Source organism: Streptomyces sp. NPDC093260 (genome assembly GCF_040683715.1).
Classification (GTDB): domain Bacteria; phylum Actinomycetota; class Actinomycetes; order Streptomycetales; family Streptomycetaceae; genus Streptomyces; species Streptomyces sennicomposti.
Genome location: NZ_JBFBEK010000005.1, coordinates 285,928 through 300,602 on the forward strand (window position 1 = coordinate 285,928; position 14,675 = coordinate 300,602).

Annotated in this window: 17 protein-coding genes; 1 reads left to right on the top strand and 16 read right to left on the bottom strand. The window is 71.9% G+C overall.

The features are described from left to right. Positions 1–227 precede the first annotated feature (227 nt). The 3 genes from AB0N63_RS09245 to AB0N63_RS09255 form a co-directional block, all read right to left on the bottom strand. Positions 228–1,001, bottom strand: coding sequence for an isoprenyl transferase (locus AB0N63_RS09245; RefSeq protein WP_365526259.1), 774 nt, complete (start codon positions 999–1,001; stop codon positions 228–230). 719 nt (positions 1,002–1,720) lie between these two features. Beyond that, positions 1,721–2,533: a methyltransferase domain-containing protein gene (locus AB0N63_RS09250; protein WP_365526262.1), complete on the bottom strand. Its 813-nt coding sequence runs from the start codon at positions 2,531–2,533 to the stop codon at positions 1,721–1,723. A gap of 96 nt (positions 2,534–2,629) precedes the next feature. Then, a complete protein-coding gene (locus tag AB0N63_RS09255; protein WP_365526265.1) occupies positions 2,630–3,463 on the bottom strand; it encodes an A24 family peptidase in 834 nt (277 codons plus the stop codon). A gap of 141 nt (positions 3,464–3,604) precedes the next feature. On the opposite strand from AB0N63_RS09255, the gene AB0N63_RS09260 reads away from it, so the two are divergent. Beyond that, complete coding sequence (locus tag AB0N63_RS09260) at positions 3,605–4,006, top strand: DUF192 domain-containing protein (RefSeq protein ID WP_365526268.1); 402 nt, start codon at positions 3,605–3,607, stop codon at positions 4,004–4,006. A gap of 17 nt (positions 4,007–4,023) precedes the next feature. Here the strand turns inward: AB0N63_RS09260 and AB0N63_RS09265 are convergent, their stop codons facing one another. The 13 genes from AB0N63_RS09265 to cpaB all read right to left on the bottom strand — a co-directional run bounded on the left by AB0N63_RS09265 (position 4,024) and on the right by cpaB (position 14,649). After that, the gene (locus tag AB0N63_RS09265) at positions 4,024–4,668 is read right to left on the bottom strand and encodes an OmpA family protein (protein ID WP_365526271.1); all 645 of its coding nucleotides are present in this window, start codon (positions 4,666–4,668) and stop codon (positions 4,024–4,026) included. An 11-nt stretch (positions 4,669–4,679) separates the two neighbouring features. Beyond that, positions 4,680–5,264, bottom strand: coding sequence for a hypothetical protein (locus AB0N63_RS09270; protein WP_365526274.1), 585 nt, complete (start codon positions 5,262–5,264; stop codon positions 4,680–4,682). A 31-nt stretch (positions 5,265–5,295) separates the two neighbouring features. Continuing rightward, a complete protein-coding gene (locus AB0N63_RS09275; protein ID WP_365526277.1) occupies positions 5,296–5,901 on the bottom strand; it encodes a pilus assembly protein TadG-related protein in 606 nt (201 codons plus the stop codon). Next, positions 5,898–6,131 carry a hypothetical protein gene (locus tag AB0N63_RS09280; RefSeq protein WP_365526280.1) on the bottom strand — a complete coding sequence of 78 codons (234 nt, stop codon included), beginning with the start codon at positions 6,129–6,131 and terminating at the stop codon, positions 5,898–5,900. Before AB0N63_RS09280 ends, AB0N63_RS09275 begins: the two co-directional genes overlap by 4 nt. Before the next feature lie 150 nt (positions 6,132–6,281). Beyond that, complete coding sequence (locus AB0N63_RS09285) at positions 6,282–7,145, bottom strand: response regulator transcription factor (RefSeq protein WP_365526283.1); 864 nt, start codon at positions 7,143–7,145, stop codon at positions 6,282–6,284. A 29-nt stretch (positions 7,146–7,174) separates the two neighbouring features. Continuing rightward, on the bottom strand, positions 7,175–8,614 hold the full coding sequence (locus tag AB0N63_RS09290) for a histidine kinase (RefSeq protein WP_365526441.1): 1,440 nt from the start codon (positions 8,612–8,614) through the stop codon (positions 7,175–7,177). An 18-nt stretch (positions 8,615–8,632) separates the two neighbouring features. Further along, positions 8,633–9,520 carry a DUF5936 domain-containing protein gene (locus AB0N63_RS09295; protein WP_365526286.1) on the bottom strand — a complete coding sequence of 296 codons (888 nt, stop codon included), beginning with the start codon at positions 9,518–9,520 and terminating at the stop codon, positions 8,633–8,635. A 34-nt stretch (positions 9,521–9,554) separates the two neighbouring features. Further along, the gene (locus AB0N63_RS09300; RefSeq protein WP_365526289.1) at positions 9,555–10,496 is read right to left on the bottom strand and encodes a type II secretion system F family protein; all 942 of its coding nucleotides are present in this window, start codon (positions 10,494–10,496) and stop codon (positions 9,555–9,557) included. A 12-nt stretch (positions 10,497–10,508) separates the two neighbouring features. After that, the gene (locus AB0N63_RS09305; protein WP_365526292.1) at positions 10,509–11,846 is read right to left on the bottom strand and encodes a CpaF family protein; all 1,338 of its coding nucleotides are present in this window, start codon (positions 11,844–11,846) and stop codon (positions 10,509–10,511) included. A 45-nt stretch (positions 11,847–11,891) separates the two neighbouring features. Then, positions 11,892–12,281, bottom strand: a complete 390-nt coding sequence (locus AB0N63_RS09310) for a TadE/TadG family type IV pilus assembly protein (RefSeq protein ID WP_365526295.1) — start codon at positions 12,279–12,281, stop codon at positions 11,892–11,894. Next, entirely contained in the window at positions 12,274–12,675 is a 402-nt protein-coding gene (locus AB0N63_RS09315; protein ID WP_365526298.1) for a TadE/TadG family type IV pilus assembly protein, read from the bottom strand. Before AB0N63_RS09315 ends, AB0N63_RS09310 begins: the two co-directional genes overlap by 8 nt. Then, positions 12,672–13,928, bottom strand: a complete 1,257-nt coding sequence (locus AB0N63_RS09320) for an AAA family ATPase (RefSeq protein WP_365526300.1) — start codon at positions 13,926–13,928, stop codon at positions 12,672–12,674. The genes AB0N63_RS09315 and AB0N63_RS09320 overlap by 4 nt, the downstream gene beginning before the upstream one ends. Positions 13,929–13,941: 13 nt before the next feature. Beyond that, positions 13,942–14,649, bottom strand: coding sequence for a Flp pilus assembly protein CpaB (gene cpaB / locus AB0N63_RS09325; RefSeq protein WP_365526302.1), 708 nt, complete (start codon positions 14,647–14,649; stop codon positions 13,942–13,944). Positions 14,650–14,675 lie beyond the last annotated feature (26 nt).

Genomic DNA, 14,675 nt, shown 5'->3' on the forward strand with positions numbered 1-14,675 from the left:
ACGTGAAGAGGGACATGTCGGTGGCATTCGAGGGAGTGCCGGGGGCTGGGGGTGTGCCGGGGGTGGCTGGGGGTGCGGCACTCGTTCGGTGCCGGGGCGCCGGGGGTACGTCGCGGGGGCGGCGCTCGCTCGGTTCCGGAGCGGCTGGGGGTGCGGCGGTGGGCGCGCCGCTCGTTCGCTGCCGGGGCGCCTGGGGTGCGTCGGGGCGGGGCGGCCCGGGCCGGGGGTCAGCCGCCGTAGCGGCGGTGGCGGGCTGCGTAGTCGCGCAGGGCCCGGAGGAAGTCGACCTTGCGGAAGGCCGGCCAGAAGACCTCGCAGAAGTAGTACTCGGAGTGCGCGGTCTGCCAGAGCATGAAGCCGGAGAGTCGCTGCTCGCCGCTGGTGCGGATCACCAGGTCCGGATCGGGCTGGGCCTTGGTGTAGAGGTGCCGGCCGATCATGTCGACGTCGACGGCCTCCGCGAGGTCCTCCATGGACACGCCCCGGTCGTGGGCGTCGTGCAGCATGGAGCGCACGGCGTCGGCGATCTCCTGGCGGCCGCCGTAGCCGATGGCGACGTTGACCAGTATTCCGTCGACCTCGGCGGTGGTCGCCTCGGCCTCCTTGAGGGCGGCCTGCATACCCGAGGGCAGCAGGTCCCTGGTACCGACGTGGTGCACGCGCCAGCGGCCGTCCGCGGCCAGCGAGCGGACGACGTCCTCGATGATGCCGAGGAGCGGGCCCAGTTCCTCCTGGGGGCGGTCGAAGTTGTCCGTCGACAGCAGCCAGAGGGTGACGACCTCGACGTCCGTCTCGGAGCACCAGCCGAGGAACTCCTCGATCTTGTCCGCGCCGGCCCGATGGCCGTGCACGGTGGTGGAGCCCGAGGCCTTCGCCCAGCGCCGGTTGCCGTCCATGATGACGCCGATGTGCTTGGGCACCTGAGCGTGGTCCAGGTGGCCTTCCACCCGGCGCGCGTACAGCCCCACCAGCAGGCCGCGCAGCTTGTCGCGCAGGTTCACGTGTTCGTCAGCCCCTCCGTGCGGGTCGGACGGGCGCGGCCGGGGCGGTCCCTGTCCGTGCGGCGGCCTCGTCCGTGTGTCGGTCCCCGGGGCGAAGCCTACCCCCGGCCGGGCCAGGCCCCCCAACGCGTGTACGGGTCTGTCGGGCGGACCCCCGTGGCTCGTAAAGAAAACGGGCCGGTCCGTGGGGGGGAGACGGACCGGCCCGAGGGGGGGTTTCCACCATAACCCTTCGTAAGTGATGCTGCGTCCCCCGACGCGCCACAACTACTCTCCGGAGTCGCCCGGAAACGACGGGACGACCGTGGAACCTGTGATTCCATGCCCGATCATGGCGAAATCACAGAAGATTCCCAGGAATGCCGGGGGAGATAGCGCGGGAACCGCAGGTTTTGCGCCATCTGAGTGACGTTCGGCGACTTGTCCGCGGGTCCCTCTCCCGGGGGACTCTCCAGCGAACGTCCGCTTGACGTCGGCAGGAGTCCGGTGAGCCCGTTGCGGGGACGGAAAGCTCTCGTCGGCCGGGGGTGCGGCGCCGCGCAGCCCCCTCCACTGCGCGATGCCGCTCGCGCAGCTTTGCTCACGCGAATTCCGTTGGTCTGAACTTACGTGAGCCGGGCGAGTGACGGGAGGGGCGGACGGTAACAATGTGGAAACTGTGAGCGTCCGGGGCGCTACGGCGGTGCGTCCGGGCCGCGCGGCGGGGCGGCCGGAGGCGGTCAGAGCGGCTTGCGGGCCTCGATCAGGTGGCGGGTGCTGTGCGCGACGAACGGGCCCTCGCCGACGATGCGTTCGTGCAGCGCCCGCAGCGCGTCCTCGTACGCCTCGACCGTGAAGCCGGGGACCATCCAGACCACCTTGCGCAGGAAGTGCACGACGGCCGCGATGTCGTGGAACTCCATCCGCAGCCGCTCGGTGCGCAGATCGACGATCTCCAGCCCGGCCGCCTGCGCCGCCGCCCGCTCCCGGTCGGGGTGGCGGGCGCCGCGGACCTCTGCGGGCTGCGGTCCCAGGAAGTGCTCGACCAGTTCGAAGACGCTGGCCGGGCCGACGTGCTGGGCGAAGTAGGTCCCGCCGCGCCGCAGCACGCGGGCGATCTCGGTCCAGTCCGGGCTGACCGGATGCCGGCTGGTCACGAGGTCGAACGCGCCGTCCGCGAACGGCAGCGGCGCCTCGGGCGGTACGGACACGACCACCACGCCGCGCGGACGCAGCAGCTCGGTGGCCTTGGCCACGTTGGGCGGCCAGGGCTCGGTGGCCGCGAGGAGGGCGGGGGTGCGGGAGGCCCGGCCGAGGGCGAAGTCCAGGACCTCGCCGCCGCCCGTGTCCACGTCGAGCACGGCGTCCGCTTCCGCCAGCCGCCCGGCCAGCGACACGGCGTACCCCCAGGAGGGCCGCGCCTCGGTCGCCCGCCCGGCGAACCAGGAGAAGTCCCATCCCTCGGTGGGCACGGCCGCCCCTTCGGCGACGAGGTCCTCGAAGGAGGGGGGCATGGTCGTCTCCGTGGGCGGCTGGGGTGTGGGGTCGGGCATGAGGGGATCGTGCCAGGCGGGGGCCGTCGTCCGCCTCTTGTTTACGTCCGCCTCCTGCTTACGGGGGCGGGGCAGGTGGGGCGGGCCGGTCGCCGGCTACGGCAGGGTGGCGGCTCCCAGCAGGAGGGCGGTGAGGGCTCCGCCGAGCATGAAGGGGCCCAGGGGGATCGCGGACCTGCGGCCTGCCTTGCGCAGTGCGACCAGGCCGAGTCCGTAGAGGGCTCCGTACAGCAGGCCGGTGAGGCCGCCCGTCACCACGATCGGCCAGCCGTACCAGCCGAGCGCCGTCCCCAGGGGCAGGGCCAGTTTGACGTCGCCGAAGCCCATGCCGGACGGGTTGACGAGGAAGAGCACGAAGTAGGCCGCGCTCAGGGCGAGTCCGCCGAGCAGGGCGGTCGTCCAGGAGCCGCCGGCCGCGGGCAGCGGGGCGGCCAGGCCGAGCAGGGCGGCGGTGGTGGCCGCCAGCGGCAGGGTCAGCACGTCCGGCAGCCGGTGCACGCGCAGATCCACGAGGGCGAGCAGCACACCGACCGGTGCGGCCAGCAACCAGGCTGCTGCTTCGGGGCGGGGCCCGGTGGCTGCGGCGAGGGCGGCGCAGATCAGTGCGGTGGTGGTGGCGGTGCGGGGGGTGTGCGGGCCGTAGGGGGTGCAGTTCGGGGGGAGGGGCTGAGGGTCGGCGGGGGCTGGGGCGGGGGTTGTGGCCGGCTGCTGTGGGGCGGCGGCGGGGGCGGGGTGGTGTGTGGCGGTGAGGAGTGTGCAGCGGGCGCGGCCGATCCAGCCGCCGAACGCTCCCGTGATCGGGTGCCCGCCGGGGCAGTCCGCGCGCCAGGGTCGTTCCGCCTCAACCGACAGGCGGTGCGCGGCCCGGGGCACCAGCAGCCCGGCGCCCGTACCCCACAGGGCGGCGAGGACGATCAGTAATGCGCGCACGCGGGGACCCTAGTGCGGTCGGGCCGCGCGGGTCATGGGCCCGTGGACCCATGTGAGCCCGATGGCGGTACGGCTACGGTCGGTCGGGATCGGGAATGGCACCGGAGGAACCTCCGCAGCAGACCGGGAAGGCGGCCGAGGGTGGCAGGACGCTGGCGGGACGGACGGGGACGGCTGATCGTGCACGGGGAGGGGGCGGAGGACGGCAGCGACGGGGCGGTCGTGGCCGTTCCGCGGGTGGTCCCGCTCGAGCTGGCGACCTCCTACCGTGCCCGTACCAAGGGGCTGCTGGGACGGCACGGCATCGACGGCGCGCTTCTCCTCTCCCCCGCCAACAGCATCCACACCTTCCGCATGCGCATCCCCATCGACGTCGCCTATCTCGACCGCCACCTGCGCGTCCTCGCCGTCGTCACCATGCGGCCGGGACGCCTGGGCCGCCCGCGCCTCCGTTCCCGCCATGTCCTGGAGGCGGCTGCGGGGGTGATGGCGGGCTGGGGGGTGCGGGCGGGCGTGCGGGTGGAGGTGGTGGAGAGAGAGTAGGGCCGTTGCCGTGACGGTCAGTTCGCCGTGCGGGGGAAGGTCACCTCCACGCGGCGGTTCTTCTTGCGGCCGTCCTCGGTGGAGTTGTCGGCGATGGGATAGTCCTCGGCGTAACCGCGTACGTCGAAGGTGATGTCCGGGTCGTTCAGTTCCTGGGAGAGGACGTCCTGGACCGCGTTGGCGCGCTGTCTGGACAGGACGACGCCGTGCTCGTGGCTGCCGAGGTTGTCGGTGAAGCCGAAGACGCGGACCTGGGTCGCGTGCTGCTTCCTGATCTCCTGGGCGATCGCGTCGATACGGGCCTTCGCCTGGTCGCTGAGTTTCGCGCTGTCCTTGGGGAACAGCACCTCGGCCTGGAGGGCGAAGGTGACGTCCGTGTTGGTGTCCTCGCGGCGCTCCTCGCCACCCTGGTCCTCGACCACCGACTTGATGTCCAGCACCTTGGGCGCGGCGAGCGTGGCGCCCTCGGGCAGCTTCAGGTCGGGGTCGTTCGGGTCCACCTGCACGGGGGCGGAGGCGGAGGCCTCGGTGCCGGGGGGTTCGCTGGGACCGCCGTCCGCCCGGGCCGCGACGGCGCCGTGGAGCTGGGCGGCGACCATGACGGTGGCTGCGGTGAGGGCGAGGGTGAGGCGGGGGTGGGAGCGGGTCCGGGTGTGGGTCATGGTGGCCGCCCTCACCCGGAGATCTTGACGGTGCCGCTGGAGAAGGTGGGGAGCTGGAGGGTCACGTCGGTGACGTTTGTCGGGGGGGAGGGGAACTGCATGAAGACGGGGATGGTTTGGCCAGGTTCAATGGTCGAAAGATCGGTTGTGGTGAGTGGCCGCCCATCGGTGTCACGGAGTACGTAATAACGCTTCTTCCCCTGTGAATCCACAAGCGTCGCGCCTCCGAGTGAAGTCCCATGCTTGAGGATCTCGGTCTCGTCGCCCCTCAACGCGACCGGGACGACCACGGACTTGCCACTGTCATTTTTGAGGTTGCCGTTCACGGTCAGGAAGCCACCGGAGTCGCGATCGGCGGAAGTGACCTGGAGGAGTAGACCGTCCGGGCCCCTGAGCTCGGCCAGCGGTGCCTCCGAAGCTCCCTGCTGAGCACTCGGATTCGGTCCCTCGGCCTTTGACGCGGATGCCGACGCCTCGGGCTTCTTGCCATCGTCACCGCTACCGCTACCACAGCCGGCCATGCCGACAGCCAGCCCGGCCGCAACGGCCAGCGCCGCCATGCTTCTGCGCGCCTTCGCCATGAACCGAATACTCATCACTCTGCTTCCTTCGTCGCTCGTCGATCGCTTATCGGTCGGCCAAATGGACGTCGAAGAGATCCTGGGGCTTCGGTAATTCCGTGAGGTGCTTCGGGTCCAGCTCCCACGACCGGCCGTGCTTGCACGTGAGCACGGGCAGTGCATGAGGTCCGGCGTCCCCGGCCAGGGACGGGAACGTGCAGAGCGGCTCGATCACAGCGGTGGCGCGTGCCTTTGAACGCTTGGTGGCGGTGATGGGGACCACCGATTCGCCCATGGTCTTGTCCGTCTGGACTTCTACCGTGAATGCCAGTGCGCCATCAGGTGCGCAGTCGAGCACCTGCGCCTCGTTCTGCTGGGCAAGCTCTTGCGCCCTCCAGCACGAGGGCGCGGTTCCCGGGCCGTTGCCTTGGAAGATGTCGTCCCACTTGGTGGGGTCCAGCACCTCTTTCGCCCACTCGTCCGCGAGCTGGTTCCGCGTGTCCTGGGCCGCCGCGAGTGCCGCCGCGTCGGCGGCCGTCTGGGCGCCGCTCCGGTTCACCGTCGCCTGGCCGACCGCGAAGTACGCGAGCGCAAGGAAGAGCAGGCCTCCCACCACCGTGATGTAGATGGGGAAGGCCTGCCCGGCGTCGCCGTAGCGCCGCGGTCGCGTCAATTGCCAACCTTGCCGATCAGCCCGGTGATCTTTCCCAGAATTGTCGAGCCGATACTCGTCCCCGTGATCGCCAGCACGATCGCCACCACCACCGCGATGATGCCCAGGTACTCCACCGCCGTCTGGCCCTTGTCGCCGGCGCGGTTTCGGAGCGCTGTGACCGTGGTGTTCTTCCAGGTGTTGACGCGGGCCTTGGTGGCAACCGCGGTCTTCAGCATCAGGTCGCTCATGGTGTTCCCCTCCGGGTCGGGTATCGGTGCCGGGTGCGCCCTGGGGAACGTATGCCGGGAAGGGGTCCGCGCCGGAGGGCCCCAGGGCCCATTCACGGGCCCAAAGGGCAGCGCGACCGTGCCTCGTCCGGGGCGTCTTGCGCGTCCTCATCAGCGGTCACCCCCGTCGCGGGGCGAGCCGGGCGCCGTGCCCAGCCACTTCGCCGCGGCCTCGGCACGGCTGGTGCTGTGCAGCTTGGCGAAGATGCGGTTGATGTGGTTCTTGACCGTCTTCTCGCTGATGAAGCAGGCGGCGGCGATCTGGTGGTTGGTCATGCCGGACGCGATGAGGTCCATGATCTCCGCCTCCCTCGTGCTGAGTTGGAACCTCGACCTGTCGACGGCGGCCGGACGGCCGGCCGTCCACCCTGACGACGACTGTCCCATATCTGGTTGCAGTCGCGAAAGCTCTTTCGCGGAAATCGCTAGCCCATTGGGGCTTGGTGCGGCATCCCCGTGTGCAGTTGCACTCTCCAGAGGCTCCGGCATCGGGCCCCGCGCCGGTGTCGCGGGGCGGTCCCTGCGCAGTTGGTCCAGCAGTGCGCCCGCCGCCGTGTGGGTGAAGTGGGCCCTGCCCTCCTTGATGTCCCGTACCGCCGTCACCAACTGGTCGGCCGTGAACTCGCCGTGGACCAGGTACCCGCCGGCGCCCCGGCGCAGGGCCTCCTGGACGATCTCCGACTCGCGGCTGTAGGTGAGCATCACGACCGGGGCTATCTGTACCAGGTACGGCAGCGCGGCGAGGCCGTCCACGCCGGGCATCCGCACATCCAGCAGGACGACGTCCGGGCGGTGCCGCCGGGCGGCCTCCCATGCCTCGCGGCCGTCGGCGGCCTCGGCCGCCACCGTGATGTCGGCGCGGCCCGAGAGCAGGGCTGTCAGGCCCGCCCGGACCACCGGGTTGTCGTCCGCCACGATCACCCGGAGGGGGGTGGGGTCGGCGGGGGGTGAGGTGCGCGGGAAGGGATCGGGCATTCGGGGCCTCCTCTCGGGGCCGGGTGCGGTCAGGCGCGCGGGATCGTCACCGCGTCGAGCGGGAGTTCGATGCGGACCTCCGTCCCCCTCGGGCGGCAGCCCCGGCCGACGCGGATGCGGGCGCCCACCGCCGTCGCCCGCTCGACCATGCCGACCAGGCCGAAGTGGCCCGCCTCGCGGAGTCGTTCGAGGGTGGCACCCGGGGGCAGGCCCGTGCCGTCGTCGTGGACGCTGATGCGGAGCAGTTCGCCGTGGACGCCCGCGCGCACCTCGACCCGGGTCGGGGAGGCGTGGCGGTGGGCGTTCTCCAGGGCCTCCGCGGCGATGGCGAGGAGGTGGCGGGCCACGGCGGGCGGGACGGACGGCGCGGAGGCATCCCCCGTCCGGTGGAATGCGGTGGGCAGGCCCGTGCGGGAGGTGAAGTCCGCTGCCAGCTCCTCCAGTTCGGCGGTGACGTCCCTGCCGTGCGTCGGGTCCGTCTCTCGGCGCAGGTCCGTGAGGAGTTCGCGGGACTCGGCCGCCGCCCTGCGGGCCGAGCGGGCCACCAGGTCCGCCTGCTGCCTCACCAGGGCCGGGTCCATGCGGTCGCTGCCCGCCGAGGCCGCCAGGCCGTCGGCGGCCAGGGCGACTCCGTGCAGCGTCTTCGCCACCGAGTCGTGCATCTCCCGGGCCAGGCGGGCGCGTTCGGCCGCCACCGCCTCCGTGACCGCCAGGCGGGCCTGCACCGCGGTCAGGGCGCGGGTCGCCTCGCCGAAGCGCAGCAGCAGGTTGCGCAGGGTGACGCCGGCCGCGCCCGCGATCACGCACAGGCCGGGCAGCAGGGCGCCCTGGGCCAGGTCCGTGTGGAGGTCCCTGGTCGCGGCGTAGACGACGAGCAGGATCAGCGACTGGAGGGAGGCGAAGATCCCCGCGCCGCGCCAGCCGTAGACGAGGCCGGCGAGGAGGGGGGTGCAGACGCTGACGTAGGCCAGGGTGCTGTCGGTGCCCGCCGCGATGAGCAGCAGGGCGCCGAAGAGGGTGTCCAGGGCGAGGAGGGTGGGGTGGCGCAGGAGGAGGGGGCCGAAGCGCTCCCAGTCCCGGAAGAGGACGTAGGAGCCCATGAAGGTGACGACGACCGCGGTGCCGACGAGGCGGGTGGCCAGGCCCGGGGCGGCGTTGAGGAGCGCGGAGGGGGCGGAGAGCGCGATCATCGCCAGGCGGAACGCGAAGACGTGACGGCACATCGCCTGCAAGGCGCTGATCTGGAGTCTTTCGGGGGCCAGACCCTGCGGGGTGGACGACGTCGGGGCCTCGGCCGTCCTCGGGGGTCGGCCGTCGCTGTCGCGTGCCGGTGACCTTTGCGGGGGCTGCTCACCGTCGGCGGCAGGCCGTCCGTGGCCGGGCCTCGGGCCGCCCGGCCACTTCCCCGCCCGCCCCTTCGGCCGCTGCGGCAGCGCCCCCGTACGCCCCCGTCCTCCCCTCGTCGGCATGTGCGTGGCCATCTGCCTTCACTTCCCCGTGACGGAGTTGAAGTCGACGCCGGAGCCGAGGAGCAGGCCCGTGGCGAGGAGGATCATCGTGGCCGGGACCATGAAGGTGGTGATCATCATGGTGGCCTTGGGGACCGCGCGGGCGGCCTTGCGGCGGGCGTTCTGCGCGTCGGTGCGGCGCATGTCCTTGGCCAGGGAGACCAGGGTGTCCACGATCGGCGCGCCGAGTTCCTCGCCCTGCTGGAGGGCGGTGACGAACATCGCGACCTGTTCGGAGTCGTTGCGGCGGCGCAGTTCGGCGAAGGCCTGGCGGCGGCTCATGCCGAGGTCCATCTGGCGCAGGGTGATGCGGAGTTCGTCCGCCCAGGGACCCTCGTAACGGGTGGCGACCCGGTCCAGCGCCTGGCGGAAGCCGAGTCCCGCGCTCACCACGACGGCGAGGACGTCGAGGAAGTCCGGCAGGGTGCGTTCGATGACGTCCTTGCGGATGCGGATGGCCGACCAGATGCCGACCTCGGTCCACAGCGCGCCGAAGGCGAACAGGAGCAGCGCCACGAAGTACTGGCCGCGTAGTACGAACACCAGTCCGCCGACGCCGCCGAGGAAGCCGTAGACCGCGCGCCGGGCCGCGTAGCGGTCGATGGTGAGGCCGCCGGGGTTGCCGGCCAGGTCGATCTTGCGGCGGTACTTGGCGACGAGACTCGGGCCCATCAGGCGCAGGACGGCGGGGGCGTAGCGCATGCCGAGGCGGTCGATGACGGAGTCCACGGCCCCGGTGCGGGTGGCGCCGACCTCCAGGGCGAGCGCGAGGTCGCTGGGGAGTTTGGCGTCCGCCCGGTACATGCGGATGCCGGCGAAGACGCCCCACACGCTCAGGCCCGTCACGAGTGCGAGCAGCAGTGCCATGTCCGTTTCCCTCCTTCCGTGGCGCGGAGCCGGTTCAGACGTCGATGCGGGACAGGCGGCGGATGAGGACGAAGCCGACGGCGTAGAGGGCGAAGGCGACGATGACCGCGGCCTGGCCGACCGGGGAGCCCGTCATGCGTGCGAGGGCGCCGTCCTTGACGCCGTTCATCAGGAACAGGGCGCCGATGCCGAGCACGGGGACGGCGTACGAGGTCATGTTGACCTGGGAGAGCTGGGTGCGGACCTCGCGGCGGGTCTCCTTGCGTTCCTCCAGGGTCTCGGTGAGGTTGCGCAGGGCGCTGACCACCTGGCCGCCGGCGCGGTTGGACAGGACGAGGGTGGTGACGAGGACGACGAGTTCGCGGGAGGGGAGGCGGTCGGCGAGTTCGCCGAGGGCGTCGTCCATCGAGGCGCCCAGAGCCAGTTGGTGGGCGACCTTGCCGAGCTCCTCGCCGGCCGGTGCCTCCAGTTCCTCGGCGGCCATGCCGACGGCGGTGCGCAGGGCGAGACCGGCCTGGGTGGCGTTGGCGAGGATGCGGGCCAGTTCGGGGAGCTGGTTGATGAACTTCTCGATGCGTTTCTGCCGTTGCCAGCTGAGGAACTGGAGGGCCGCCCAGATGCCGAGGAGGCCGGCGATCGGGCCGAAGAAGGGGGCCAGGGCGGCTTGGCCGATCAGCCAGAGCGCGGCGACCACGGCGAGCATGCAGACGAAGAACTCGCCCGGGGTGATGTCCAGTCCGGTGGCCGCGAGGCGGAGTTCGAGCTTGCGGCCGAGCCCGGTGCGGCGCAGGCGGCGGTCGAGTCCGCGGAAACGGCGTCGGCGGCCGGTGGCGATCTGCCCGGTCCGGGTGAGCCGGTCGACCAGGGCCGCCCGCTGTGCCCGGCCGGTGGTGTAGGCGTGCAGTCCGGCGACGGCCAGGACGCAGGTCAGCAGGGCGACGCCGGTGGTGAGGGTGACGAGGGTGCTCAGTTCCATGGGATCGGCTTCCTACCTGGCTTCTCGGGTGGCCAGCTGGTCTGCGGAGTGGGCGACGCCGAAGGCCTGCGGGACGGGCTGGCTCGCCATGTAGAGGCGGTCGGCGGCACGGCGGGGCAGCGGGTGGTACACGAAGGCGCCGTGGATCCGGCCGTCGGCCGCCATGGGCTGTGCGGCGAAGCGGGCCACGGTCGCCAGCCGGTACGGCTCGCTGCCGTGGCTGTCGAGCAGGGCGACCTCGGTGACCCGGCGGGCGCCGTCGGCGAACCGGGTGAGCTGGACGATGACGTCGACGGCGCTGTTGATCTGGTCGTGCAGGGCCGGGAAGGGGATCTCCACGTCGGACATGGAGGCCAGCGTCTGGAGCCGCATCAGCGCGTCCTCGGCGCTGTTGGCGTGCACGGTGGCCAGCGAGCCGTCGTGGCCGGTGGACATCGCCTGGAGCATGTCCAGCGATTCGCCGCCGCGGACCTCGCCGACGACGATGCGGTCGGGGCGCATGCGCAGGGAGTTGCGGACCAGGTCGCGGATGCTGATCTGGCCGCGGCCCTCGACGTTGGGCGGGCGGGACTCCAGGCGGATGACGTGGGACTGCTGGAGCTGGAGTTCGGCGGAGTCCTCGATGGTGATGATGCGCTCGCCGCCGGGGATCAGGCCGGACAGGGCGTTGAGCAGGGTCGTCTTGCCGGTGCCGGTGGCGCCCGAGACGATGATGTTGAACTTCGCCTGCACCAGCCCGGCCAGCAGGTAGAGCATCGGTTCGTCCAGTGAGCCGAAGCCGATCAGTTCCTGGAGGGTGAAGGAGCGCGGGAAGCGGCGGATGGTGAGGACGGGGCCGGTGAGCGACAGCGGGGGGATGATCACGTTGACGCGTTCGCCGGACGGCAGTCGGGCGTCCACCATCGGGTTCGTCTCGTCCACGCGCCGGTTGACGGTGGAGACGATCCGTTCGATGGTCTGCATCAGCTGGTCGTTGGAGGCGAAGTGCAGCGGCAGCTGCTCGACCCGGCCGCCGCGCTCCACGAAGATCGCGTCGGGGCCGTTGACCATGATCTCGGTGATGGAGGCGTCCTCCAGAAGGGGTTCGAGGATGCCGAGGCCGAGCGCCTCGTCCACCACGCGCCGGATCAGCTGGGCGCGTTCGGCGGTCGAAAGGACCGGGCCCTCGCGGCTGACGATGTGCCCGAGGACGCGTTCCAGCCGGGCCCGGCGGTCGGCGGCGGCCAGCGAACTCATCTCCGCGAGGTCGATCTCCTCCAGCAGTTTCGCCCGGTAGGAGGCGACGAGATGGGCGTCCTCGCCCCGGCTGCCCTGCTCCTCGGGGGAGTTGATGCGTGCGCGGAGACTCATCTGTCCAGGGCTCCTCGGTCCGTTCCTCGTCAGTGGGTCGGCGGGTCAGGGGGTCGGCGGGTGGTCGAGCGGCATGGTCGCGGTCTTGCGGGCGCTGCCTATGGGGTCCCACAGGGGGATGATGGAGGGGATCTCGATGGTGGCGGTGACCGAGACCGTGTCGCCGCCGCGCGCCTCGCCGCAGGTCGTACGGTCGCTGAGCGCGGCGGACACGGCCTGCTGACAGCCCTGCTGGGCGCTCATGTCGAGCGAGGCGGCGCGCGCCCCCGCCCGGGCCGCGGTGCCGGCCTGCTGGGCGCTGTAGGCGACGAGGCCGATCTGTATGGCGGCCACGGCGATCAGCATCAGGATGGGGAGGAACCCCAGGTACTCGATGGCGACCTGGCCGCGGTCGCGCCGGCGTGCGCTCGATCGCCCGTACGTCCGCTCAGCCATCGTCCTTCACCTCCTCCACCGCCCCCGCGTGGGCTTTCACCTGGAGGGGGAAGTCGATCAGGCCGGGGACGAGGACGGGCACGTGCAGGTAGGCGTGGGCCGTCACATAGCCGCCGCCCGTCGTGCAGCCCACGTCCGCGCCCGCGCGCCAGGCGGACGACAGCTTGTCCACCCCGGCCGCCTGGCAGGCGCCGTCCCGGGCGCCGGGGGGCGCCGCCGTCCCCGCCCGTACCGCCTCGTCCGCGGCGTTGCCCGCGAGCGTGTACGTGTAGCCGAGCAGCACGCACTGCCACAGCAGCACCAGGGTGATGACGATGGTGGGCGCCATGCCGAGGAACTCGATGGCGACCTGCCCGCTGTCGTCGCGTAAGCGCGCCGCGCCGTGTCGTCTCATCCGCCCGCCTCCCTGCGCCGCCGGAAGCTCACCGAGCCCCGGTCGCCGCGCAGCCGGCCGCCGGTCCTGCGGTCGGTCTCGGCCCGTTTGACCAGGCCGAGTTCGGCGGCGAGTGCCCACAGCGCCTGCTTGACGGTGCTCTTGTCGTCCAGTTCGTGCAGACGGCCCGCGTCGATGACGCCCTGGAGTTCCTTGAAGGCGGCCGGGACTGCGGTGGCCGCGACCGCCGTGGCGGTGATCTTCTGGACCAGTGGCGGCTGGATCTCGGCGCCGCGGGTGTGGCGGTTGACGACGATGGTCGTCTCCTCGGCCTTGCGGATCTGCAGCCGGTCCCACATCCGCACCGTCCGCTTGGCGGCGCGCACGGCGACCACGTCCGGAGTGGTCAGCAGCAGCGCGGTGTCGGCCATCTCGACGGCGGCGGCGCTGGCGCCGCTGAGCTGGGCGCCGCAGTCCACGACGACGATCTCGTAGCGGGAGCGCAGGGCGCTGACGAGCTGGCGGACGGCCCGGTCGGTGACCTCCTCGCCGCGTTCGCCCTCGGCGGGGGCGAGGAGGAGGGCGAGGCCGGTGTCGTGGCGGAAGACGGCGTCGGCGAGGACGCGCGGCGAGATGTCGTTGATGGCGGCCAGGTCGACGACCGAGCGGCGGAACTGGATGTCGAGGTAGGAGGCGATGTCGCCGGCCTGGAGGTCCATGTCGACCAGGGCCGTGCTGTGCCCGGAGACCTGGGCGGCGAGGGCGAGCTGGACGGCGGTGAGGGTGGCGCCGACGCCGCCCTTGGCGCCGCTGACGGCGACCACGCTGCCGCCGGCGCCGGTGAACACCTCGCCCCCGTGGCCGAGATGCCGCCGTACGCCGGTGGACCACTGGGCCACGGCCTGGACGCGGCTGGCCAGTTCCTCGTAGCTCAGGGGCAGGGCCACCAGGCCGCGCGCGCCGGAGTCCATGGCGGCGGCGAACAGGCCGGGACTCGCGTCGGAGGTGATGAGGATGACGCCGACGGCGGGGAAGCGCAGGGCGACCTCGCGGATCAGCTCCAGGGCCGGCACGGGGCCGATCCGTTCGTGCACGACCACGACCTCGGGCAGTTCGTCCACGGACTCGGCGGCCAGCCGGGCGAGGGTGTCCACGAGCTGGGTGGAGCCACCGACGGGGGTCACCGGCTCGGCGTCGGGGAGCTGGCTGAGCAGGGTGGTGAGGGACCGGACCGCGTCCGCGTCGCCGGCTGCCGGGAGGATCCTGGTGGGCATGGCTGCGGGCCTCTCACTTGTCTTTCGCGAGTTCGTAGGTCCGGTCGCCGGCCGGTACGCCGGCGTCGCCGCCGGGTGCGACCAGCGCCAGGCGGACCCGCTGGGCGAAGGACTCGGCGTAGGTGATGCGCTGGGCGTCCAGGGCGGTGAGCGCGAAGGTGATGGGGACGACCTCGCTGGGCTGCCGGCCCCGGTTGTCGGAGTTGGGGTCGAGGGCGGTGATGCGGCCCACGTCGAGCACCTTGGCGCCGGTCACGATGATCTTGGACTGGGCGGGGTCGCCCTGACGCTGACCGGCGAAGGTGGCGTAGACGTTGACGGAGGAGCCCGGGGTGATCTTGCCGGCGACGCCGGTGGCCGCGTCGATCATGATGGCGACCTCCTGCTGCCCGGGGCGCAGGGCGGGCTGGTCCACGATCATGTCGTCCTGGAGCAGGGAGCCCTGGCGCAGGGTGGTGACGGCGATCTTGCCGCGGATGCGGGAGAGGTCGGTGACGGCGTTGGGCGACAGCCACCGCTTGGGCATCCTGATCTTCTCGAACTGGTCGGCGCTCAGCGTCGTGTACGGCTTCACGTCGGTCTTGAGCTGGTAGGCGGTGACCTCGGGGCCGACCTTGGACTTGGCGTCGTCGACGACGGAGAGGACGCCCGCGAACGCGCCGAGGGCGCACAGGACGGACAGGAGCAGGAGTATCACGCCGCGGCGCTGACGGGAGTTCATGAACCGTGCAACCTCGTTGGGATAGC